Here is a 20,266-nt window from a genome sequence, read left to right as displayed (position 1 = left end):
GGGAATACCGCAAGGGACGCTCCGCGTCCAGTGACGCGGAGCGTCACGGGCTGTGTTCCCACGCAGAGCGTGGGAACAATCAGCCATGGATAGCGTGAGTCACCTCGGTCGGCTTCCTCTCCCTCCGGGAGAGGGCTAGGGTCTGCTTTTACAGGCGCTGAACAGTCACAGCCCCCGCCGCACCCACCGGCCCAGGCTGTCCATCCGCCCCGGCCTTGCCATTTTTGCCACCATCGGCGCGATACACCAGGCAGCCCTTGGACTTGCCGCCCTTGCCTGCTTTACCGCCAACCCCCGCCGGGCCACCGTTGCCACCGGTCACATTGACCTTGATCAGCTCAGCCGGAAACTCGCGCGGCACTTCCAGCCGCACCAGCGCACCCGGTGCCCCCGGTTGGCCATCAGCGCCGTCACTGCCATCAAAACCATGCCCGGCCGAACCATAAGTGCAGCCCGGATCCTCACCGTTGCCGCCATCCAGACCGACAAAACCCGGCGCACCGGTGCCACCACGAGCATCGACCAACAGTTGCGGCGCGCTCAACGCTTTGAATTGCAGATTCAGATTGCGCCCCGCGCGCGCGGCTTTTTCATAAGTACCGGGAGCACCGCGCGCGGTGATCTGGCTGCCTTCGCTGAGTTCAGCGCGCGCCACTTTCATCTCCAGCGCCTGTTCGGCCGGGACGATGGCGATGCGAGCCTCATGACCCAGACGCAATTCGCCCACGGTCAGTTCGGTCACATTCGATGGAATCAGCAACGTGCCGTAATCAGCCACGTCCAGTCGTTCAAGTTGCAACGTGCTGGTAGTGTTGGGCAGGCGCATCAGCGAGTTGGTTTCAACCGTCACCACTTGGGCGCAGGCCAAAGGGCTGATGAATGCAGCGAGCAGGCAAAGTTTACGCATGGGAAGAAGCCTCCGGAGCGGCCGGGGCCGGGATGGTTTGCAGGTGGAATACGCCGAACAACAGGATGCGGCCACGGTCACGCCAAGGGTGCGGACGCCCCTTGAGGCTGCGATTGCACAGCAGCACTTCGAGCACGTGGATCAGCAACAACAGACCGCCAGCCAGATTGACCAGCAGGTGCAGCGGATGAACGAATGGCACCAGTTGATTGGCCAGCACCACGCAGCAGAACAGCAGGGTCAACAACCGCCCCAGCCCCCAGAACACTTTCATACGCTCCCCCGTGTTGCGAATTATTCTTTGGACGCACAGTAACGGCTTCTGCGGGGGATAAGCCAGAGGGGAAAAGAAAAAATCCAGACAAGTCGCCAAATGGCCGCCGGGTCAACGATGATCGAAGCCCGGCGGCTCTAGCCTGCGCCCTACAGACGCGTCCTAACGATTGATGTGCAATTCCACGCGACGGTTTTTCGCGCGGCCCTCATCGGTTGCGTTGTCAGCCACCGGTTCACTCTCGCCACGCCCTTCACTGGTGAGTTTGTTCGGCGACAGACCCTGGCTCAGTAAATACGAAGCGACACTGCTGGCGCGACGTTCCGACAGCGCCTGGTTGTAAGCGTCCGAACCCTTGCTGTCGGTATGACCGATGACCTTGATGCTCACCACGTCGGCATTACGCAGTTTGTCCATCAGCGTATCGAGTTGGGCTTTGGCCGAAGGCGTCAGGTCAGACTTGTCGAAATCGAACAAGACATCGCCGGCATCGCTGAGGGTGATGACTTCCGTTTGCGGCACAGGCTCCGGTGTTTTTTCGGTGACCGGATATTGCGGCAACGGGCAGCCACGGTGATCGACCGGGGTATTGGCCGGCGTATCGGGGCAACGGTCGCGGCGGTCGAACACGCCATCGTCGTCTTCATCGCCATCCTGGGCGTAACAGATCAGTCCGCCGGCAAGAATCCCCAGCGCTGCGCCGCCACCGGCCCAGCCGCCACTTTCAATGGCGCCAAGACCGCCACCGACCAAGCCGCCAAGAAGGCTGCAGACCGGCCACGTACGTTGATTGAGGGGTGCAGTGCCATCGCTGTGCGTGGCGCAACCGGTGAGCAAACTGCCTAGCAGCAGAACCGGCAAGACGGACCTTGAGAAAACACTCATTTGAAAGCTCCTGTGTCACCGGCCCATACCGGTTACACAGGAGTAAAGACCCGCATCCGCGACTGCACAAGCCGCGGATGCGAGGGGGCTAGCGTTGGATTTTGATTTCGGTGCGACGGTTTTGCGCGCGACCGTCTGCCGTTTTGTTGTCAGCGACCGGCTGGCTTTCACCCAGACCCGACACCGAAACGAAGCTGGCACGTGGCACGCCCTGCTGGATCAGGTACTCCACCACCGAGTGCGCACGGCGATCCGACAGTTTTTTGTTGTAGGCATCGCTGCCCACGCTATCGGTGTGACCAGTGACGGTCAGTTGTGCAGTCGAGGATTCCTGTTTCAGGCGCGTCGCGACTTTATCGAGCACTTGTTTGTCAGGGCTGGTCAGTGTGGCTTTGTCGAACTGGAAGTGCACATCACGAATAACGATGGTTTCTTCTTTGACCACTACCGCTTCTTCAACCACGGGGGCTGGAGCCGGTGGTGGGCAGCCGTCAGCATCGACCTGCACGCCTTTTGGAGTGCCCGGGCACTTGTCGCGGCTGTCCGGCACACCATCGCCGTCTTCGTCGCCATCACCATGTACCCAGCAATACGCCGCTGCCGTACCGCCTACGATCAGCGCGCCGTAGCCCGCCCACGCCGAACTTTCCGTCGCGCCAAGACCGGCCCCGACGACACCACCGACCGCCGCACAGGTCGGCCAGTCGGTTTTCTGCAAACCTGCGCAACCCGTCAACACACTGGTTAGCAGAATCAAAGGTAATGCTGTCCGCACTATGCTCATCTGGTTTTCTCCTGAGGGATCGGCTTGAAACCGATTCAGGGAGTAAAGACCGGAGTTTTAATCTCCGCCAGCAATAGGCCACTGCTGTTTGCGACCGTGTTCACAGGACTTCGCCGCAATTGCCGCAAAGTCGCGGGACAGGGCTCTTTGCGGGCGTGATCAGGCAGGCTAGTCTTGGCGGTCTGATTGAGGAGCTTCGATGAACGTCGCCATTTCTTCCCGCACGCCACAACAGGCGTTGGCCGCTTTGCTGGATCGCTACGCCCCGGCGCGTTTGCTGTTGATCGGCGCCAGCGAATTCCCGGCCCTGACTGCTTTCAAGGAGGCGCACCCGAATTCCGTTGTCGCCCACGCCGCCCCCGGTGCGTTGCCCGCCGAGCTGGCTGCGCAGCGTTTTGATCTGGCGCTGGTGGTCGATTGCCTGGAACATTTGCCCAAGCGCGATGGCCTGAATCTGTTGGGCGGGATTCGAAATTTAAATGCCAGCCGCATCGCGGTACTGGCAGATCTGTCGGCTTGCGGCTGGCAGGAAACCGATTTCTATTCGCTGGCCCTGCAAGCCAGCGAACGTTTTCAGCGCGACGATCAAGTGTTGACCCTGTTCACCTACGATCTGCTTGACTACAAACAAGTCCCCGATTGGCTCAACGCGCGGTTCTGGGCCAATCCGGAAAATTTCGGGAAATACTGGTGGTAATGCAATGAGTACAGCCATTTGCCCGTGCGGCAGCGGCAACCTGCTGGATGCCTGCTGCGGCCATTATCACGACGGCCTGCCGGCGCCCTGTGCCGAAGCCTTGATGCGTTCGCGCTACAGCGCTTATGTGCTGGGCCTGATCGACTATCTGGTGGCGACCACCCTGCCCGCTCAGCAAGCGGGCCTGGATCGGCAGTCGATCAGCAACTGGAGCGCGCAGAGCACCTGGCTCGGCCTGGAAGTCGAGAGCTCGGAAGTCTTTGGCGGGCAGCCGGAACACGCCTTCGTCACCTTCACTGCGCGCTGGCACGACGATCAGGGTGAGCACAGCCATCGCGAGCGTTCCTCGTTTGTGCAGAACGCCGGGCGCTGGTATTTCATCGACCCGACGGTGCAATTGAAACTGGGGCGCAATGACAGTTGCCCATGCGCCAGCGGGCAAAAGTTCAAGAAGTGCTGCGCGGGGTATTTCGGCGCTTGAGGTTGGAGATCAAAAGATCGCAGCCTGCGGCAGCTCCTACGGGGGACGCGATCTCCTGTAGGAGCTGCCGAAGGCTGCGATCTTTTAAGGCTAGACTGAGCACCAAAGGGAGTTATCACATGCTCGGTTGCAGGCGCACATTCCAATTCTTGATCCTCACGCTGTTCCTCAACCTCGGCGGCTGTGCCTCGTGGTTCAGCGACAACAGCGTCGATCCCGCCGTGCACTTGGTGAACGTCGAAGTGGTGCGGGCGAAACTGCTCGAGCAGAAATTCATCCTGCACTTTCGCGTCGACAATCCCAACGACAGCGACCTGACCGTGCGCGGCCTCGAATACCGCATTCATCTGGGCGATATGCTCTTGGCTGAAGGCGAGCATGAACACTGGTTCACCGTCGGGCCGAAGCACAGCGCGTACTTCAAGGTGCCGATCCGCACCAACCTGTGGCCGAAGGTCAAAGACGTGGTGAAACTGCTGAAAAAACCCGACCAGCAGATTCCTTATCGATTGCAGGGTGAAATGGAAACCGGTTTATTCATCGCCCACTACGTGCACCTTGAGCGCAATGGCGTGATAATCCCCGCCGATTTTATTCCGGAGCAACACCGATGACTCAGCAACCTCATGTCCATGGCCCTGACTGCAACCACGATCATGATCATGACCATCACCACGATCATGACCACGGTCACGTACACGGCCCGAACTGCGGCCACGCCCACCAGGAACCGGTGCGCAACGCCCTGAAAGACGTCGGCCGCAACGACCCGTGCCCATGCGGCAACGGCAAGAAATTCAAGAAGTGCCACGGGGCGTGATGCTCTGGGCGGAGAGCTTCTTCGCCTGATCTGAAGCCTTCGCGAGCAAGCCCGCTCCCACAGTTGACCGGTTCCTTCACTTGGAATGCATTTATTGTAGGAGTGAGCCTGCTCGCGATTGCGGTGTGTCAGTTGATGAATTTGTTACCTGACAAACTGCTATAGCGAGCAGGCTCACTCCTACAGTTGACCGCGTTCTTTCTGCTGGAACGCCATTAACTGTGGGAGCGAGCCTGCTCGCGAAGAGGCCCGCACATTCACTACAGATTTCAGCCCGCCGCCAATACCTGCGCCGCACTCACCACCGTCGCATACTCCCCCTGCAAATTCCCCAACGACATCCCGTGCACCTCTTCAGCCGTCCGCAACGTGCCGAAATAATCGGCTTTGTCGAAGGTAAAGCACGCATCCTCTGCCACCCACGTATCAAACCCCAGATTCCCCGCCGAACGCGCCGTCGATTCCACCGAGTTATTCGTCGCCACGCCAACAATGATCAACTGCCCAACCCCCGCCTCACGCAAACGCGCCTCCAGCCCGCTGGCACAAAACGCATCCGGCACTTGTTTCTGAATCAGCCATTCAGCGTCCTGCGGCAAGAACCGTTGCTGAAACTCCACGCCTTCCTGCTCAGGCCAGAACACCGAGTCCGGCTCGCGCGACAGATGCTGCACATGAATCACCGGCCGCCCGCTGCGCCGCCAGAACCCCAGCAGGTCAACAATTCTGTCTTCCGCCTGAGGATTATTCCGTCGCCCCAAACGTGGCTGCAGGATGCCTTTTTGCTGGTCGATGATGATCAGTGCTGCGTTGGCCTGAAGCTCCATGGCGATTTTTCTCATGTGCGGGTCATTGAATTCTGCGCAGTTCAGCATCACCTCCTGATAACAGGCAAGCTATCGAACGCACACAGGATCACCTGACGCTGGCGTTTGCTGTCCGCACGTAAGCCATTTTCTGATTTGGAGCTTTCCATGATCGACCTGTATTACTGGACCACCCCCAACGGCCACAAGATTTCCCTGTTCCTAGAAGAAGCCGGCCTGCCCTACAAGGTTCACCCGATCAATATCAGTCAGGGTGAGCAGTTCCAGCCCCACTTTCTGAAAATCTCCCCGAACAACCGCATCCCGGCGATCGTCGATCATCAGCCGGTTGATGGCGGCGAGCCGTTGTCGGTGTTTGAATCCGGGGCGATTCTTCTGTATCTCGCAGAAAAAACCGGCCAGTTCCTGCCCAAGGATCTGCGCGGGCGGCAAACCGCGTTGCAATGGCTGTTCTGGCAGATGGGCGGTTTGGGGCCGATGGCCGGGCAGAATCATCATTTCAGCCAGTTCGCGCCGGAGAAAATTCCTTACGCGATCAAGCGCTACATTGATGAAACGGCGCGGTTGTATGGCGTGTTGAACAAGCAATTGGCGGACAACGAGTTTGTTGCTGGCAGTGAATACAGCATTGCCGACATGGCGATTTATCCCTGGATCGTCTCGCACAAATGGCAGAGCCAGAACCTTGAAGACTTCCCGCATGTGCAGCGCTGGTTCAACCACATCAAGGATCGCCCGGCGACGGTGAAGGCGTATGCGCTGGTGCAGAAGATCAATCCGCCGAAATCCTGAACCGACCTGATTTGTAAGGCGGTCGAGTAAAAACTGTGGTGAGGGGATTTATCCCCGACCGGCTGCGTAGCAGTCGCAAAACCTGCAAATGCGGTTTAACTGTCAGACCGCGTTGACCGGATTAGGGCCGCTTCGCAGCCCGTCGGGGATAAATCCCCTCACCACAAGTACTGGACTCGACTTCCAGGTTGCTGTTTATCAGACAAATCTTGAAATAACCCCCGCACCCGCTTGCGCGGCATCCTCCTGCTCACTAACGTAGCGCCTTTACTGACGCTACCCCCCGCAGGAGCTTTGCCATGGCCTCGCCAGCCCTTACTCATTTTCTTCCCCGGTTCGGCGTTGCCGCAGCAGTGGCCGGTGTTTTGGGCCTGTCCGGTTGCCAGACCTGGAACGCTCAGGACACCCTACCGCCGACCTCCGGCGTGCAACCGCTCAAGGGCCTGGCGCAGAATGTTTCGGTGCGACGCAATGCCATGGGCATGCCGTTGATCGAAAGTAATACCTTCCATGACGCACTGTTCAGCCTCGGCTACGTACACGCCAGCGACCGGATCAACCAGATGGTCACCCTGCGCCTGCTGGCTCAGGGCCGTCTGGCGGAAATGTCCGGCGCCTCGATGCTCGACGCCGACCGCTACATGCGCGCGGTCAATCTGAAGAAAAGCGCCGCCGAGCTGTACAAGGCTTCGTCGCCACGCCTCAAGCGTTTCTTCGAAGTCTATGCGCGGGGCGTCAACGCTTACCTGTTCCGCTACGCCGACAAGCTGCCGGGCGACCTCGCTTCCAGCGGCTACAAACCCGAATACTGGAAACCGGAAGATTCGGCGCTGATTTTCGCCCTGCTGAATTTCAGCCAATCGGCCAACCTGCCGGAGGAAATCTCCTCGTTGGTGCTCGCGCAAACCGTGACCACCGACAAACTCGCCTGGCTCACCCCGTCAGCGCCGGACGAAAATCTGCCGCTGGCCGAGGCCGACAAGCTGCAAGGCCTCAAGCTCAACGGGCAGATCCCCGGCCTGACTGAACTGAGCAGCGCCAGCCAGCAACTGTCGACGCTGAACCTCTTGGGCGCGACGTCTTCGAACAACTGGGCGATCGCCCCGCAACGCAGCCGCAGCGGCAAAAGCATTCTCGCCAGCGACGCCCATGGGCCGCTCGCCGCGCCGTCGCTGTGGAGCTTCGTGCAGATCCGCGCACCGAAGTATCAAGCCGTCGGCGTCACCGTTGCCGGTTTGCCGCTGGTACTGGGTGGTTTCAACGGCAAAGTCGCCTGGAGCATGACCAGCGTGCTTGGCGACAACCAGGATCTGTTCCTGGAAAAAATCCGTCGTCAGGGCAGCAGCCTGACCTACGAGGTCAACGGCAAATGGCAGCCGCTGGGCGTGCGCAACGAAACCTACTTCGTCAAAGGTCAGCGACCGATTCGCGAAGCGGTGTACGAAACCCGTCACGGTGCGTTGCTCAACAGTGCGCAGGCAGCGGCGCAAGGCAGTGGCTACGGTCTGGCGTTGCAGACGCCGAGCTTCACCGACGATAAATCGCTGGATGCATTTTTCGATCTGACCCGTGCGCAAACCGTGGAACGTGCTTCGGACGCCAGCCGTGAAATCCGCGCCATCGCCCTGAATCTGGTGTTCGCCGATGCGAGCAACATTGGCTGGCAAGTCACCGGACGTTTCCCTAACCGTCGCGAAGGCGAAGGTTTGCTGCCCTCGCCGGGCTGGGAAGGTCGTTACGACTGGGACGGTTACGCCGACCCGATGCTGCACCCCTACGATCAGGATCCGGCGCAAGGCTGGCTCGGCACCGCCAACCAGCGCGTGATTCCTCACGGTTACGGCATGCAGCTGTCCAATTCCTGGGCCGCACCGGAACGTGGCGAACGCCTGGCCGAACTGGCCGGCAGCGGCAAGCACGACAGCCGCAGCGTGATCGCCATGCAGTACGACCAGACCACCACGTTTGCCGCCAAGCTGAAGAAAGTCTTCGAAGCGCCGGGCATGAAGCAGCCGCTGAAGCAGGCGATCGATGCCCTGCCGGAAGCCGACCGCAGCAAGGCCCGCGAGGCGTTCACACGATTGATGGCGTTCGACGGCAAGCTCAGCCCGACCTCGGCGGACGCGGCGATTTATGAGCTGTTTCTGCAAGAAAGCATGAAGCAGATCTTCCTCGACGAACTCGGCCCGGAATCCAGCCCGGCGTGGAAGGCGTTTATCGCCAACGGCGATTTGTCCTACGCGGCGCAGGCCGATCATCTGTTGGGGCGTGAAGACAGTCCGTTCTGGGACGACATCCGCACACCGCAGAAAGAAGACAAAGCGCTGATTCTTGCCCGCAGCCTTGCGACGGCGATCAGCGCTGGCGACAGTCAGTTGGGCGGCGATCACCGGGCCTGGCAGTGGGGCAAGTTGCACAGCTATGCCTGGAAAAACAGCAATGGTCAGACCGTGCGCGGCCCATTGGCGGCGGGCGGCGATCACACCACGTTGAACACGTCGGCATTCGCTTGGGGTCAGGACTTCAACACCACGCGCGCGCCGTCGATGCGTTTTATCGTCGACTTCGGCCAGACCGAACCGCTGATGGGGCAAAACGGTACGGGACAATCGGGCAATCCGCAGAGCCCGAATTACCTCAACGGGATTGATCAGTGGTTGAAGGGGCAATACATCGGCTTGCCGATGCAGCCGCAGAACTTTGAGCGGGTGTATGGCAAAACCCGTTTGACCCTGACTCCAGGGAAATAAGCCTGACGTCAAAAGCCCCTCACCCTAGCCCTCTCCCGGAGGGAGAGGGGACTGATTGGGGGTGGCTGAAGTCTTACGCCGACCTGGAGGTGCTGTGCTGAATCCGGGATTTCCTCGGTTCGTGTTTTTCCACATCCGGGATTTGCTCGGTTCGTGAAGTGCCAAATCCATAATCGACCCGGTTCTTCAGGTCGATGTCATTCGCCAGACACCTCGGTCGGCCCCCTCTCCCTCCGGGAGAGGGCTGGGGTGAGGGTGGCGCTTCAAAGTCGATAGAACTTCCAGCCCAGCGCCAGCCTCATAGCTAACAAGCCCCCCATTGTGGTCACGCCATGGACCTTGTTATCGCGCGCCCCGAAGGTCTTTATTGCCCTGCGGGTGATTTCTACATCGACCCCTGGCGCCCCGTCGAGCGCTCGGTGATCACCCATGCCCACGGTGATCATGCGCGCACCGGCAATCAGCATTACCTGTCCAGCAGCGCCAGCGAAGGGATTCTCCGCGCGCGTCTGGGTCAAGACATCAACCTGCAAACCCTCGACTATGGCCAACGCCTGACCCACCACGGCGTCACCCTCAGTTTCCACCCGGCCGGCCACGTGCTCGGTTCAGCACAAGTGCGCCTCGAATACGGTGGCGAAGTCTGGGTCGCGTCCGGCGATTACAAGATCGAACCGGACGGCACCTGCGCCCCCTTCGAACCGGTGCGCTGCCACACCTTCATCACTGAATCGACCTTCGGCCTGCCGATCTATCGCTGGCAGCCGCAAGCGCAGGTGTTCAGTGAAATCAATCAGTGGTGGTCAGCCAATATCGCCGCCGGCAAGGCCAGCGTGCTGTTCTGTTACTCGTTCGGCAAAGCCCAGCGAATCCTTCACGGCATCGACGGAAGCCTCGGCCCGATCCTCAGCCACGGCGCGGTCGAGCCGCTGAACCGCGTGTACCGCGAGGCCGGCGTATACCTGCCGCCGACGATCTACGCCGGCGACGTCAGCAAAAACGATCCGCTCATGCGCCAAGCCCTGGTCATCGCCCCGCCGTCTGCTGGCGGCAGCAGCTGGATGCGCCGTTTCGGTGATTTCAGCGACGCCTTCGCCAGCGGCTGGATGCGCTTGCGCGGCACCCGTCGGCGGCGTGGTGTCGATCGTGGTTTCGTTCTTTCCGATCACGCCGACTGGCCCGGCCTGTTGTGGGCGATCAATCAAACCGGCGCGGAACGCGTGATGGTCACCCACGGCTCAATCGGCGTGCTGGTGCGCCACTTGCGTGAGCAAGGCCTCGACGCGCAAGGCTTCAACACCGAATACGGCGATGACGAGGAAGACAACATCGCCGCCGAACCCACCGTCGCCGAGACTCCCACATGAAAGCCTTCGCCGAGTTGTACGCCGAGCTCGACGCGACCACTTCCAGCAACGCCAAACTGGCTGCGATGCAAGCTTACTTCGCCCAGGCTGCACCGCAAGACGCGGCGTGGGCGGTGTATTTTTTGTCCGGCGGACGGCCTCGGCAGTTGGTACCGGTGCGGATTCTGCGCGAGATTGCCGTGGAAATGTCGGGCCTCGAACCGTGGCTGTTCGAGGAAAGTTATCAGTCGGTCGGCGATCTGGCGGAAACCATTTCGCTGGTGCTCCCGGAGAATCCGCACAGCTCTGAAGCCGGCCTCGCCGAATGGATCGAAGAAAAGCTGCTGCCGCTGCGTGGTGAAACACCCGAGTTTTTGAGCAGGCAACTGCCAACGCTGTGGGCGCAACTCGATCGATCAAGCCTGATGCTGTGCATCAAACTGATCACCGGCAGCTTCCGCGTCGGCGTGTCGAAATTGCTCGTCACCCGCGCGCTGGCCTCAATGGCTGGCCTGGACAGCAAACGCGTAGCGCAGCGACTGGTGGGTTACACCGACCTGTCGAACCGCCCGAACGCCGCCAGTTACCTGAAACTGATCGCCCCAGAATCCGCCGACGAGCATGCTCAGCGCGGCGGCCAGCCCTACCCGTTTTTCCTCGCCCACGCGTTGTCGCAACCGGTTGAAGAATTTGAAGCGCTGATCGGCCCGGCGAGCAATTGGCAGATTGAATGGAAATGGGATGGCATCCGCGCGCAGGTGGTCAAACGCGACGGCAAATTGTGGGTGTGGTCACGCGGCGAAGAGCTGGTCACTGAACGTTTCCCCGAGCTGGATGTGCTGGTGCACGGCTTGCCCGACGGCACGGTGATCGACGGCGAAATCGTCGTGTGGAAAAGCACTCACCCGACCACCGAAGACGCCTTCGATCCGCAATCGACAGAGCCGCCAGCGGTGCAGCCGTTCGCCCTGCTGCAACAGCGTATCGGCCGCAAAACCCTCGACAAGAAAATCCTCGAAGAAGTACCGGTGGTGGTGCTCGCCTACGACTTGCTCGAATGGCAGGGCGAAGACTGGCGCAACCAGCCGCAGGCCAAACGTCGCGCGCAACTTGAAGAGGTCATTGCAAGGTGTAACAGCCCGGTGTTGCTGCCCTCCCCCGTGCTGACCGGCAGCGACTGGTTCGACCTCGCCCGCCAGCGCGAAGCCTCTCGGCGACTGGGTGTGGAAGGCATGATGCTCAAGGCGCGAGATTCGCTGTACGGCGTCGGACGCACCAAGGACATGGGCGTTTGGTGGAAATGGAAGGTTGATCCGTTCAGCGTCGACGCGGTGTTGATTTATGCGCAGCGCGGGCACGGTCGGCGCGCCAGTTTGTACAGCGATTACACCTTTGCCGTGTGGGACGGCCCGCCGGAGTCGAGCCAACGAGCGCTGGTGCCGTTTGCCAAGGCGTATTCGGGACTGACGGATGCGGAGATGCGTCAGGTCGACAGCATTGTGCGCAAGACCACGGTGGAGAAGTTTGGCCCGGTGAGTAGCGTGAAACCGAGTCTGGTGTTTGAGCTGGGGTTTGAAGGGATCGCGTTGTCGCGGCGGCACAAGAGCGGAATCGCGGTGCGCTTCCCGAGGATGTTGCGCTGGCGGCAGGATAAAACCGTGGAAGAAGCGGATAGCCTCGCGACGTTGCAAGATCTGTTGGCCTGACCTCCTTTCTCAGGCGATAAATAACCCCTGTGGCGAGGGGATTTATCCCCGATGGGCTGCGAAGCGGCCCCCTGCAATTCTCCCTGAATACCGTGCATTCAGGTTTTGCGACTGCTGCGCAGCCGATCGGGGATAAATCCCCTCGCCACAATAGTTTGTTGCCATGACATCGAACCAGGTTGGTGCAGCGTTATTCATGTGCCCATTTCCGGGCATTCAATCGCCCTCATCCCTCCCCGCCCAACCTTTTAAAACACTTGTTCGGGACTATGGTTCGGAAATTGCTACTTTCTATAGGTCGTACGCGTTCCAGTAACAATAATTCTGCGCCACAAGCGCTCATATTGGTTCTTAGGGATTGAATAATGAAAAAAGCATTGCTGACCCTTTCTGCACTGGCGTTGTGCATGGCCGCTGGCTCCGCGCTGGCCAAGGAATACAAAGAGCTGCGCTTTGGCGTTGACCCTTCGTACGCACCGTTTGAGTCGAAAGCGGCCGACGGCAGCCTGGTGGGCTTCGACATCGACCTGGGCAACGCGATTTGCGCCGAACTGAAGGTCAAGTGCAAGTGGGTCGAAAGTGACTTCGACGGCATGATTCCGGGCCTCAAAGCCAACAAATTCGACGGTGTGATCTCGTCGATGACCGTGACCCCGGCCCGCGAGAAAGTCATCGACTTCTCCAGCGAGCTGTTCTCCGGCCCGACGGCTTATGTGTCGAAAAAAGGTTCGGGGATCACCGCCGACGTTGCATCGCTGAAGGGTAAAACCGTTGGCTACGAGCAAGGCACCATTCAGGAAGCCTACGCCAAAGCCGTGCTGGACAAGGCCGGCGTGAAAACCCAGGCCTATCAGAACCAGGATCAGGTGTACTCCGACCTGACGTCCGGCCGTCTCGACGCCGGTATCCAGGACATGCTGCAAGCCGAACTGGGTTTCCTGAAGTCGCCACAGGGCGCCGACTATGACGTCAGCAAGCCAGTCGACAACGAATTGCTGCCAGCCAAAACCGCTGTCGGTATTAAGAAAGGTAACACTGAGCTGAAGGCGCTTTTAGATAAAGGTATCAAAGCGTTACACGATGACGGCAAATACGCCGAGATTCAAAAGAAACACTTTGGCGATCTGAATCTGTACAGCGGCAAATAATGCCTCGGCGCCCATCTTCGATGGGCGCCTTTTCCATCCGCTCAGGTTGCTGATTTATGTTCGAAACCCTCCTGCAAAATCTGGGGCTCTCCGCCTTCAGCCTCAAGGGCTTTGGTCCTTTGCTGCTGGAAGGCACCTGGATGACCATCAAATTATCGGCGTTGTCGCTGCTGGTGGCCGTGTTGCTCGGCCTGCTCGGCGCCAGTGCCAAACTGTCGAAAATCAAATTGGTGCGCCTGCCCGCCCAGCTCTACACCACGCTGATTCGCGGCGTGCCAGACCTGGTGCTGATGCTGCTGATTTTCTACAGCCTGCAAACCTGGCTGACGTCCCTGACTGACTACATGGAATGGGAATACATCGAGATCAACCCGTTCAGCGCCGGGGTGCTGACTCTGGGCTTCATTTATGGCGCGTATTTCACCGAGACTTTCCGAGGCGCGATTCTCGCGGTGCCGCGCGGTCAGGTTGAAGCTGCGACCGCCTATGGCCTCAAACGCGGTCAGCGCTTTCGCTACGTGGTGTTTCCGCAAATGATGCGCTTCGCCCTGCCGGGCATCGGCAACAACTGGATGGTCATGCTCAAGGCCACGGCGCTGGTGTCGATCATCGGCCTCGCCGATCTGGTCAAAGCCGCGCAGGACGCCGGTAAAAGCACCTATCAACTGTTCTACTTTCTGGTACTCGCCGCGTTGATTTATCTGCTGATCACCAGCGCTTCAAACTTCATCCTGCGCTGGCTCGAACGCCGTTACGCCGCCGGTTCCCGGGAGGCCGTACGATGATCGAACTTCTGCAGGAATACTGGCGCGCCTTCCTTTATACCGACGGCCAGAACATCACCGGGCTGGCGATGACGATGTGGCTGCTCACGGCCTCAATCGTTATCGGTTTCCTTGTGTCGATTCCGTTGTCGATCGCGCGGGTGTCGCCGCACTTCTACATTCGCTGGCCGGTGCAGTTCTACACCTACCTGTTCCGGGGCACGCCGCTGTATATCCAGTTGCTGATTTGCTACACCGGGATCTATAGCCTCGCCGCCGTGCGTGCGCAGCCATTGCTCGACAGCTTCTTTCGCGATGCGATGAACTGCACGATCCTCGCCTTCGCCCTCAACACTTGCGCTTACACCACGGAGATTTTCGCCGGGGCGATCCGCAGCATGAACCACGGCGAAGTCGAAGCGGCCAAGGCCTATGGTCTGACAGGCTGGAAGTTGTATGCCTACGTGATCATGCCCTCGGCCTTACGCCGTTCGTTGCCTTACTACAGCAACGAAGTGATCCTTATGCTGCACTCGACCACGGTGGCTTTCACCGCGACCATCCCCGACATCCTGAAAGTCGCGCGGGACGCCAACTCGGCGACCTTTCTGACCTTTCAGTCGTTCGGCATCGCCGCGCTGATCTACCTGACCATTACCTTTGCGCTGGTCGGCCTGTTCCGCCTTGCCGAACGCCGATGGCTGGCCTTCCTCGGCCCGACTCACTAGGACCGGCCCCAGAAAAAAAGAGATGCCAATGCGCCACCTGATCCATGACTTGCTGGCCCCGCTGCCGGGGACTGCGCGACAGATTCACAGCTTCCACTTCGGCCCGGAGCAGGCCAAGGGCAAGGTTTACATTCAGTCTTCGCTGCACGCCGACGAACTGCCGGGCATGCTCGTCGCCTGGCACCTCAAGCAGCGACTGGCGGAGCTGGAAGCCGCCGGCCGCCTGCGCAGCCAGATCGTGCTGGTGCCCGTGGCCAACCCGGTCGGCCTCGAACAAGTGCTGATGGACGTGCCGCTGGGCCGTTATGAACTGGAGAGCGGGCAGAATTTCAACCGCTGGTTCGTCGACCTCAGTGAAGAGATCGGCAACGCCATCGAGGGCAAGCTCAGCGACGATGCGCAGCACAACCTCGAACTGATCCGCAGCCATCTGCGCGACGCCCTCGCCCGCCAGACCGCCACCACGCAACTGCAATCGCAGCGCCTGACCCTGCAACGGCTGGCCTGCGACGCTGACATGGTGCTGGACTTGCACTGCGATTTCGAATCGGTGGTGCACCTCTACACCACGCCCGAAGCGTGGCCGCAGGTCGAACCGCTGGCGCGCTACATCGAATCCCAGGCGAGCCTGTTGGCCACCGATTCCGGCGGCCAGTCGTTCGACGAATGCTTCACCCTGCTGTGGTGGCAATTGAAGGAACGCTTCGGCGAACACTTCGAGATTCCACTCGGCAGTTTTTCGGTGACCGTCGAGTTGCGCGGTCAGGGTGACGTCAATCACCCGATGGCCAGCCGCGACTGCCAGGCGTTGATCGACTATTTGATTCAGTCCGATGCGATCGTTGGTGAAACCAAACCGCAACCGCCGCTGCCGTATCCCGCTACGCCACTGGCGGGCGTGGAACCGGTTACCACGCCGGTCGGCGGCTTGCTGGTGTACACGGCGGTGGCCGGCCAATACCTGGAGGCCGGGCAGCAGATCGCCGAAATCATCGACCCGATCCACGACCGCATCACTCCAATTCATAGCTCGACTGCCGGGCTGATGTACGCCCGCTCGCTGCGCCGCATGGCCACCGCGGGCATGGTCATCGCCCACGTGGCGGGCGCCGAAGCCTATCGCAGCGGCTACCTACTTTCGCCTTGAGGATGTCTGTCCCATGTACAAACTGACCGTTGAAGGCCTGCACAAAAGCTATGGCGACCATCAGGTGCTCAAAGGCGTTTCGCTCAAGGCCAAGACCGGCGACGTGATCAGCCTGATCGGCGCCAGCGGCTCGGGCAAAAGCACCTTTTTGCGCTGCATCAACTTTCTCGAACAACCCAACGACGGCGCCATGAGCCTCGATGGCCAGACCATCCGCATGGTCACCGACCGCCACGGCATGCACGTCGCCGACGCCGATGAACTGCAACGTTTGCGCACGCGACTGGCGATGGTGTTCCAGCATTTCAACCTGTGGAGCCACATGACCGTGCTGGAAAACATCACCATGGCCCCGCGCCGGGTGTTGGGTTGCAGCAAGCAGGAAGCCGATGATCGCGCGCGGCGTTATCTGGACAAGGTTGGCTTGCCGGCGCGGGTGGCGGATCAGTACCCGGCGTTTTTATCGGGTGGTCAGCAACAACGCGTGGCGATTGCCCGGGCACTGGCGATGGAGCCTGAGGTGATGCTGTTTGATGAACCGACGTCGGCGCTTGACCCCGAGTTGGTGGGCGAAGTATTGAAGGTGATTCAAGGTCTGGCCGAAGAAGGCCGCACCATGATCATGGTCACGCACGAGATGAGCTTCGCCCGCAAAGTCTCCAGCCAGGTATTGTTTCTGCACCAAGGCCTGGTCGAAGAAGAAGGTGCCCCCGAAGACGTGCTCGGCAACCCGAAAAGCGAACGCCTGAAACAATTCCTAAGCGGCAACCTCAAGTAACCCCGTACGCCGTCCCCCTGTGGGAGCGAGCCTGCTCGCGAAAGCGGTGTGTCAGTTAAGAAATTGTTGGCTGACACACCGTATTCGCGAGCAGGCTCGCTCCCACATTCGTTTTTCATCGTCTACAAAAATCAAACTTGTCCGCCCGCGCCGTGGTCTCTGAAAGAACCCCTCCAGAGCGCGCGCAGCCGGCATGGCGAAATCTCTCGACCTCGCAAAAATCTGGTTCAGCGCCCGCGACTGGAAGCCCTTCGCCTTTCAGAAACAAGTGTGGGCGGCCGTCAAAAACGGCGAATCCGGTCTGCTTCACGCCAGCACCGGCGCCGGTAAAACCTATGCCGTGTGGTTCGCCGCCCTCAATCGATTCGCCAAAACCCTTCCCGTCGATGCGCCGCCACGCAAACGCAAACAACCTGCCGAACCACTGACCGTGTTGTGGATCACCCCGATGCGGGCACTTGCCGCCGACACCGCGCGCGCCCTGCAAACACCCGTCGATGACCTGCAAATCCCGTGGAGCATCGGCCTGCGCACCGGTGACACCAGCAGCAGCGAGCGTGCGCGGCAGGGTCGACGTTTGCCAACCACGCTGATCACCACGCCGGAAAGCCTCACGCTGCTACTGGCCCGTGCCGACGCACAGACTGCGCTCGCTTCGCTAAAGATGATCGTCGTCGATGAATGGCACGAATTGCTCGGCAACAAACGCGGCGTGCAGCTGCAACTGGCGCTCGCTCGTTTGCGCCGCTGGCAGCCTGATCTGATCGTCTGGGGGGTGTCCGCCACGCTCGGTAATCAATCCCACGCAGAATACGTGCTGATCCCACAGGGCGGCGGCGTGAGTATTCAAGGACAAAGCGAAAAAACGCTGAAGGTCGACACCCTGATCCCACCGTCCATTGAGCGTTTTCCGTGGGCCGGGCACATTGGTCTGAAGATGCTCCCGCAAGTCGTCGCCGAGCTCGATGCCTGCGCCAGTACGCTGGTGTTCACCAACACCCGGGCGCAATCGGAAATCTGGTATCAGGCATTACTGGAAGCGCGGCCGGACTGGGCCGGGTTGATTGCGTTGCACCACAGTTCACTGTCTCGCGACACCCGTGACTGGGTCGAAAAAGCCTTGAAGGATGGTTTGTTGAAAGCGGTGGTCTGCACGTCGAGTCTGGATCTCGGTGTGGATTTTTTACCGGTCGAACGCGTGCTGCAAATCGGCTCGGCCAAAGGCGTTGCGCGTTTGATGCAGCGTGCCGGACGCTCCGGTCACGCACCGGGACGCACCTCGCGGGTGACGCTGGTGCCGACCCACAGTCTTGAACTGATCGAAGCCGCTGCCGCGCGCGACGCCGTCGAACAACGGCGCATCGAACCGCGCCTGTCGCCGCATCAATCGCTGGACGTGCTGGTACAGCACCTGGTCAGCATGGCGCTCGGTGGCGGATTTTTACCGGATGAGCTGTACGAAGAAGTCCGCACGGCGTGGGCCTATCGTGATCTGACGCCTGCGGATTGGGCGTGGGCGCTGGCTTTCGTACGCCATGGCGGGATGTCTCTGACAGCCTATCCGGATTATCGCCGGGTCGAACCGGATGAGCACGGCGTGTGGCGTGTGCCCGATGCGCGATTGGCGCGGCGGCATCGCATGAGCGTCGGCACCATTGTCAGCGATGCGAGCATCAACCTGAAATTCTGGAGCAAGGGCGGCGGTGGCAAGCAGCTCGGCAGCGTCGAAGAAGGCTTTATCGCCCGACTGAAACCCGGTGATGGGTTTCTGTTTGCGGGGCGTTTGCTGGAATTGGTGCGGGTGGAAAACATGACGGCGTACGTCAAACGCAGCACCGTGAAAAAAGCGGCGGTGCCACGCTGGAATGGCGGGCGGATGCCGCTCTCCAATGAACTTGCGCAAGCGGTGGTTGCACGGTTTAGTGCGGCCGCCGAAGGTGAGTTCGTCGGCCCGGAAATGCAGGCGCTGCGCCCGCTGCTTGAGACTCAGGCACGTTGGTCAGGCTTGCCGACGGTTAATAATCTGCTGGCGGAGGTACTGAAATCCCGCGAAGGCTGGCACCTTTTCCTCTACCCGTTCGCCGGTCGCCAGGTGCATCTGGGGCTGGCGAGCCTGTTGGCGTGGCGCGTCAGCCAGCGCCAACCGGTGACCTTTTCCATCGCGGTGAATGATTACGGGCTGGAGCTGCTCAGTGCCACGCCGGTGGATTGGTCGCAGCACCTCAATGCCGAGCTGCTCGACCCTGCGGATCTTTTGGCTGATGTGCTCGCCAGCCTCAATGCCGGCGAATTGGCCTTGCGCCGTTTCCGGGAAATCGCCCGAATCGCCGGGCTGGTATTCGCCGGCTATCCCGGCGCGCCGAAAAGTACCCGGCAGGTGCAGGCTTCGAGCGGATTGTTTTTTCAAGTGTTCAAACAATATGACGCCGACAACCTGTTGCTGGCCCAGGCCGGGGAAGAAGTCCTACGCGAAGAACTGGATATTCGTCGGTTGGAACAGACACTGGAGCGGATCAACGGGATGAAACTCGATGTGCATCAGATCAAACGTCCTACGCCGCTAGGGTTCCCGCTGCTGGTGGAACGCATGCGCGAAAGCATGAGTTCGGAAAAACTCGCCGACCGGATCAGGCGCATGGTCGGTGATCTGGAGAAGTCTGCCGACAACGGTAAATCGTCATGAACGCGGCGTATCCCGTGCGTTTGGCCGGCGAGGAGTTGTGGTTGCTCCCGGAAAAGGCGCTCTACTGGCCAGCACAAGAAGCGTTGTTGATCGCCGATGTGCATTTTGGCAAGGCAGCGGCCTATCGCAGCCTCGGACAACCAGTGCCGCAGGGTACGACGGCGAGCAACATTGCGGTGATTGACCAGTTGTTGGGCGTGCTGCCGTGTCGGCAACTGATCTTTCTGGGGGATTTCCTGCACGGGCCGGGCTCGCATGCGGTCGGTACGCTGAATGCGCTGGCGCAATGGCGTGAGCGTCATGCGGATCTGCCGATGACGTTGATTCGCGGCAATCACGACAAACGCGCAGGGGATCCGCCGGCGTCGCTGAACATTCGCGTGGTGCCGGAGCCGCTGCTCTTAGGGCCGTTTGCGCTTCAACACGAGCCTGATCCGCACCCGGAACGGCATGTATTAGCCGGCCACGTCCACCCGGTTTATCGGTTGTTTGGCAAAGGGCGGCAAAGTTTACGATTAGCCTGTTTCAGACTGGGCGAGCGAATCAGCCTGCTACCGGCATTCGGAGCGTTTACCGGCGGCTATCCGGTCGAAAAAGATGACCAATGCCGAATTTTCGTCACCGGCGACAACGAAATCTGGCCCATCAACTGATCACACCCTGCCCTTGTAGGAGCAAAGCTTGCTCGCGAAAGCGTTCGTCCATTTCACACAAAAAAATCAGACAGATCTCTTCGCGAGCAAGCTCTG

At 60.1% G+C, this 20,266-nt stretch carries 20 protein-coding genes; 15 read left to right on the top strand and 5 right to left on the bottom strand.

The annotated features are described in order from the left end of the window. Nucleotides 1–148: 148 nt before the first annotated feature. The 4 genes from AD669_RS06045 to AD669_RS06030 all read right to left on the bottom strand — a co-directional run bounded on the left by AD669_RS06045 (nucleotide 149) and on the right by AD669_RS06030 (nucleotide 2,850). Complete coding sequence (locus tag AD669_RS06045; protein ID WP_053117799.1) at nucleotides 149–907, bottom strand: collagen-like protein; 759 nt, start codon at nucleotides 905–907, stop codon at nucleotides 149–151. After that, the gene (locus AD669_RS06040) at nucleotides 900–1,181 is read right to left on the bottom strand and encodes a DUF1145 domain-containing protein (protein WP_053117797.1); all 282 of its coding nucleotides are present in this window, start codon (nucleotides 1,179–1,181) and stop codon (nucleotides 900–902) included. Before AD669_RS06040 ends, AD669_RS06045 begins: the two co-directional genes overlap by 8 nt. Before the next feature lie 162 nt (nucleotides 1,182–1,343). Continuing rightward, nucleotides 1,344–2,066 carry an OmpA family protein gene (locus AD669_RS06035; RefSeq protein ID WP_053117796.1) on the bottom strand — a complete coding sequence of 241 codons (723 nt, stop codon included), beginning with the start codon at nucleotides 2,064–2,066 and terminating at the stop codon, nucleotides 1,344–1,346. An 88-nt stretch (nucleotides 2,067–2,154) separates the two neighbouring features. Further along, complete coding sequence (locus AD669_RS06030; protein ID WP_053117794.1) at nucleotides 2,155–2,850, bottom strand: OmpA family protein; 696 nt, start codon at nucleotides 2,848–2,850, stop codon at nucleotides 2,155–2,157. Nucleotides 2,851–3,049: 199 nt separating this feature from the next. On the opposite strand from AD669_RS06030, the gene AD669_RS06025 reads away from it, so the two are divergent. The 4 genes from AD669_RS06025 (at nucleotide 3,050) to AD669_RS06010 (ending at nucleotide 4,848) form a co-directional block, all read left to right on the top strand. Further along, the gene (locus tag AD669_RS06025; protein WP_053117792.1) at nucleotides 3,050–3,547 is read left to right on the top strand and encodes a DUF6231 family protein; all 498 of its coding nucleotides are present in this window, start codon (nucleotides 3,050–3,052) and stop codon (nucleotides 3,545–3,547) included. Between the two features lie 4 nt (nucleotides 3,548–3,551). Further along, nucleotides 3,552–4,028, top strand: coding sequence for a YchJ family protein (locus tag AD669_RS06020; protein WP_053117790.1), 477 nt, complete (start codon nucleotides 3,552–3,554; stop codon nucleotides 4,026–4,028). A gap of 119 nt (nucleotides 4,029–4,147) precedes the next feature. Next, nucleotides 4,148–4,642, top strand: coding sequence for an LEA type 2 family protein (locus tag AD669_RS06015; protein WP_053117788.1), 495 nt, complete (start codon nucleotides 4,148–4,150; stop codon nucleotides 4,640–4,642). After that, the gene (locus AD669_RS06010) at nucleotides 4,639–4,848 is read left to right on the top strand and encodes an SEC-C metal-binding domain-containing protein (protein ID WP_008083915.1); all 210 of its coding nucleotides are present in this window, start codon (nucleotides 4,639–4,641) and stop codon (nucleotides 4,846–4,848) included. Before AD669_RS06015 ends, AD669_RS06010 begins: the two co-directional genes overlap by 4 nt. Nucleotides 4,849–5,117: 269 nt before the next feature. Here the strand turns inward: AD669_RS06010 and AD669_RS06005 are convergent, their stop codons facing one another. Next, complete coding sequence (locus tag AD669_RS06005) at nucleotides 5,118–5,675, bottom strand: cysteine hydrolase family protein (RefSeq protein ID WP_053117965.1); 558 nt, start codon at nucleotides 5,673–5,675, stop codon at nucleotides 5,118–5,120. Between the two features lie 147 nt (nucleotides 5,676–5,822). Here AD669_RS06005 and AD669_RS06000 point away from each other — a divergent pair, with 147 nt between their 5' ends. The 11 genes from AD669_RS06000 to pdeM all read left to right on the top strand — a co-directional run bounded on the left by AD669_RS06000 (nucleotide 5,823) and on the right by pdeM (nucleotide 20,170). Further along, nucleotides 5,823–6,467 carry a glutathione binding-like protein gene (locus AD669_RS06000; RefSeq protein WP_053117786.1) on the top strand — a complete coding sequence of 215 codons (645 nt, stop codon included), beginning with the start codon at nucleotides 5,823–5,825 and terminating at the stop codon, nucleotides 6,465–6,467. A gap of 299 nt (nucleotides 6,468–6,766) precedes the next feature. Beyond that, on the top strand, nucleotides 6,767–9,217 hold the full coding sequence (locus AD669_RS05995) for a penicillin acylase family protein (RefSeq protein WP_053117784.1): 2,451 nt from the start codon (nucleotides 6,767–6,769) through the stop codon (nucleotides 9,215–9,217). A 332-nt stretch (nucleotides 9,218–9,549) separates the two neighbouring features. Then, nucleotides 9,550–10,584, top strand: a complete 1,035-nt coding sequence (locus AD669_RS05990) for a ligase-associated DNA damage response exonuclease (protein WP_053117781.1) — start codon at nucleotides 9,550–9,552, stop codon at nucleotides 10,582–10,584. After that, nucleotides 10,581–12,269 (top strand): ATP-dependent DNA ligase, encoded by a 1,689-nt coding sequence (locus AD669_RS05985; protein ID WP_053117779.1) that lies wholly within the window; start codon nucleotides 10,581–10,583, stop codon nucleotides 12,267–12,269. Before AD669_RS05990 ends, AD669_RS05985 begins: the two co-directional genes overlap by 4 nt. Before the next feature lie 365 nt (nucleotides 12,270–12,634). Beyond that, nucleotides 12,635–13,417: a transporter substrate-binding domain-containing protein gene (locus tag AD669_RS05980; RefSeq protein WP_008083900.1), complete on the top strand. Its 783-nt coding sequence runs from the start codon at nucleotides 12,635–12,637 to the stop codon at nucleotides 13,415–13,417. 56 nt (nucleotides 13,418–13,473) lie between these two features. Then, nucleotides 13,474–14,202, top strand: coding sequence for an ABC transporter permease (locus tag AD669_RS05975; protein ID WP_008083898.1), 729 nt, complete (start codon nucleotides 13,474–13,476; stop codon nucleotides 14,200–14,202). After that, nucleotides 14,199–14,909 carry an ABC transporter permease gene (locus AD669_RS05970; RefSeq protein ID WP_008083897.1) on the top strand — a complete coding sequence of 237 codons (711 nt, stop codon included), beginning with the start codon at nucleotides 14,199–14,201 and terminating at the stop codon, nucleotides 14,907–14,909. Before AD669_RS05975 ends, AD669_RS05970 begins: the two co-directional genes overlap by 4 nt. Nucleotides 14,910–14,937: 28 nt before the next feature. Then, nucleotides 14,938–16,056, top strand: a complete 1,119-nt coding sequence (locus AD669_RS05965) for a succinylglutamate desuccinylase/aspartoacylase family protein (protein ID WP_053117776.1) — start codon at nucleotides 14,938–14,940, stop codon at nucleotides 16,054–16,056. Between the two features lie 13 nt (nucleotides 16,057–16,069). Next, nucleotides 16,070–16,834 (top strand): ABC transporter ATP-binding protein, encoded by a 765-nt coding sequence (locus AD669_RS05960; RefSeq protein WP_008083895.1) that lies wholly within the window; start codon nucleotides 16,070–16,072, stop codon nucleotides 16,832–16,834. Between the two features lie 193 nt (nucleotides 16,835–17,027). Next, nucleotides 17,028–19,517, top strand: coding sequence for a ligase-associated DNA damage response DEXH box helicase (locus AD669_RS05955; RefSeq protein ID WP_053117774.1), 2,490 nt, complete (start codon nucleotides 17,028–17,030; stop codon nucleotides 19,515–19,517). Beyond that, nucleotides 19,514–20,170 carry a ligase-associated DNA damage response endonuclease PdeM gene (pdeM, locus tag AD669_RS05950; RefSeq protein ID WP_053117772.1) on the top strand — a complete coding sequence of 219 codons (657 nt, stop codon included), beginning with the start codon at nucleotides 19,514–19,516 and terminating at the stop codon, nucleotides 20,168–20,170. Before AD669_RS05955 ends, pdeM begins: the two co-directional genes overlap by 4 nt. The last annotated feature ends 96 nt before the right edge of the window (nucleotides 20,171–20,266 follow it).

It is taken from the genome of Pseudomonas sp. P1.31, assembly GCF_001269815.1.
GTDB classification, from domain to species: domain Bacteria; phylum Pseudomonadota; class Gammaproteobacteria; order Pseudomonadales; family Pseudomonadaceae; genus Aquipseudomonas; species Aquipseudomonas rustica.
This window is presented reverse-complemented; position numbering and strand designations above follow the sequence as displayed.

Coding starts and splice junctions, on each gene's coding strand:
- AD669_RS06045 (WP_053117799.1), bottom strand. CDS start 907: ATGCGTAAACTTTGCCTGCTCGCTGCATTCATCAGCCCTTTGGCCTGC.
- AD669_RS06040 (WP_053117797.1), bottom strand. CDS start 1,181: ATGAAAGTGTTCTGGGGGCTGGGGCGGTTGTTGACCCTGCTGTTCTGC.
- AD669_RS06035 (WP_053117796.1), bottom strand. CDS start 2,066: ATGAGTGTTTTCTCAAGGTCCGTCTTGCCGGTTCTGCTGCTAGGCAGT.
- AD669_RS06030 (WP_053117794.1), bottom strand. CDS start 2,850: ATGAGCATAGTGCGGACAGCATTACCTTTGATTCTGCTAACCAGTGTG.
- AD669_RS06025 (WP_053117792.1), top strand. CDS start 3,050: ATGAACGTCGCCATTTCTTCCCGCACGCCACAACAGGCGTTGGCCGCT.
- AD669_RS06020 (WP_053117790.1), top strand. CDS start 3,552: ATGAGTACAGCCATTTGCCCGTGCGGCAGCGGCAACCTGCTGGATGCC.
- AD669_RS06015 (WP_053117788.1), top strand. CDS start 4,148: ATGCTCGGTTGCAGGCGCACATTCCAATTCTTGATCCTCACGCTGTTC.
- AD669_RS06010 (WP_008083915.1), top strand. CDS start 4,639: ATGACTCAGCAACCTCATGTCCATGGCCCTGACTGCAACCACGATCAT.
- AD669_RS06005 (WP_053117965.1), bottom strand. CDS start 5,675: ATGGAGCTTCAGGCCAACGCAGCACTGATCATCATCGACCAGCAAAAA.
- AD669_RS06000 (WP_053117786.1), top strand. CDS start 5,823: ATGATCGACCTGTATTACTGGACCACCCCCAACGGCCACAAGATTTCC.
- AD669_RS05995 (WP_053117784.1), top strand. CDS start 6,767: ATGGCCTCGCCAGCCCTTACTCATTTTCTTCCCCGGTTCGGCGTTGCC.
- AD669_RS05990 (WP_053117781.1), top strand. CDS start 9,550: ATGGACCTTGTTATCGCGCGCCCCGAAGGTCTTTATTGCCCTGCGGGT.
- AD669_RS05985 (WP_053117779.1), top strand. CDS start 10,581: ATGAAAGCCTTCGCCGAGTTGTACGCCGAGCTCGACGCGACCACTTCC.
- AD669_RS05980 (WP_008083900.1), top strand. CDS start 12,635: ATGAAAAAAGCATTGCTGACCCTTTCTGCACTGGCGTTGTGCATGGCC.
- AD669_RS05975 (WP_008083898.1), top strand. CDS start 13,474: ATGTTCGAAACCCTCCTGCAAAATCTGGGGCTCTCCGCCTTCAGCCTC.
- AD669_RS05970 (WP_008083897.1), top strand. CDS start 14,199: ATGATCGAACTTCTGCAGGAATACTGGCGCGCCTTCCTTTATACCGAC.
- AD669_RS05965 (WP_053117776.1), top strand. CDS start 14,938: ATGCGCCACCTGATCCATGACTTGCTGGCCCCGCTGCCGGGGACTGCG.
- AD669_RS05960 (WP_008083895.1), top strand. CDS start 16,070: ATGTACAAACTGACCGTTGAAGGCCTGCACAAAAGCTATGGCGACCAT.
- AD669_RS05955 (WP_053117774.1), top strand. CDS start 17,028: ATGGCGAAATCTCTCGACCTCGCAAAAATCTGGTTCAGCGCCCGCGAC.
- pdeM (WP_053117772.1), top strand. CDS start 19,514: ATGAACGCGGCGTATCCCGTGCGTTTGGCCGGCGAGGAGTTGTGGTTG.